The organism is Bradyrhizobium sp. LeoB3 (genome assembly GCF_055456055.1).
In genome coordinates this window covers 1-1,255 of sequence record NZ_JBVBEF010000295.1, presented here as the reverse complement: position 1 = coordinate 1,255, position 1,255 = coordinate 1, and the positions used below count along the sequence as shown (strand labels likewise).

Sequence of the window (1,255 nt, the reverse complement as noted above, 5' to 3'; positions counted from 1 at the left end):
CTGTCCGACCTGCCTTCTGTTGGCAGAGTCAGAGACGGTTAGCGAGCCGGTTCAGGTATCTCCCGACAACCTCGCGGGATCTGGTTTCCGGTTTTTTGCCGTGGCGGCATAGGGGGCAGCGGGTTACGAAGCGCGATGCCCGCTGTTAACGTTCGGTCTAAGAGAAGACCGCGGCTAAATTGGCTGCCGAGATGCGGGCTGGCGCGCCCTCGATGTTCTTCCGGCGTCTATGAGCCGGAGCGCGTCGCCGCGGCCCGCGAGGGCGACGCCCTGCAATGGCCGGGCAACCAACTCGCCCTTATTCGCGCCGGTGCCGAAGCCGACCATTGAAACCGGTGTTGAGCGCCACCCGCGCCGAGCAGCGCCACCCGGCGCCCCTTCATCGAGCGGCCGAGATTACGTGTGATATCGTTGGTAAGGCCGACGCCGTCGAAGTTTTCTCCAGTCACCCGATCCACCTCGAACTTCATCGCGTTTACCGCACCAGCGAGCCGGGCGCGCTCCTTAAGATCGGTGCAATACGCGAACGCATCCAGCTTGAACGGCGCGGTGATGTTGAGGCCTAAGCCGCCTTCGCGCCGAAACTTGTCCACCACTTCGTTGAAGTCGCCGATAGGAGCCTCAATCGCGACGTAATCGATATTCTGCCCGGTCTCTTTGGCGAAGCTGAAATGGATCAGCGGCGATTTGGTGTGGTCGATCGGATTGCCGACCACGGCATATTTGTCAGACATAAGTCGCTCCCTCACCTCTTTTTTTCGATGTTCGGGCTTTTCGATTGAGATGCGCCCTGCCTAAATCTTCTCCAATGCTACCCCTTCAAGCACCACTTCGCTTCCGGGTCAAAAGCGCCGCTTGGAAGCGCGACCAGTCACTTCCGGTCTACCCCGATAAGCAGACCATTTCAGAACCCACGCGGACGTCGCATTAGGGCCACAAAGCAGACCTCGTGCGAGCAAGCAAGACGATGTCAATGGTCAGCCCGAGCGCATTGACGGTCTTGAGATTGATGGTCAACGCGAACGCCGTCGCTTGATCGACCGGGAGTGTGCCCGCATCCGCTCGATGTCTTGCCGTTACCGGCTCAGCGCTCAAAGACGACCTTGCCCCCGATAAGCGTCATGTCGGCCTTGATGTCCTTGATCTGTGCTTCCGGTACGGCCATGTAGTTGGCGGAAAGCACCACGAGGTCGGCAAGTTTTCCGGGCTCGATCGTCCCCTTCCGCGCTTCTTCGAAGGTGTAGTGCGAGGCCGC

General features: G+C 59.8%; 2 protein-coding genes. Both read right to left on the bottom strand.

Translation table 11 applies throughout. The features are described 5' to 3' along the window. Positions 1-227: 227 nt before the first annotated feature. Positions 228-716: a hypothetical protein gene (locus ACZXDY_RS45940; protein WP_455998977.1), complete on the bottom strand. Its 489-nt coding sequence runs from the start codon at positions 714-716 to the stop codon at positions 228-230. A 368-nt stretch (positions 717-1,084) separates the two neighbouring features. Continuing rightward, on the bottom strand, positions 1,085-1,255 hold a 171-nt coding region (locus tag ACZXDY_RS45935), incomplete at its 5' end, for an amidohydrolase family protein (protein ID WP_464350017.1).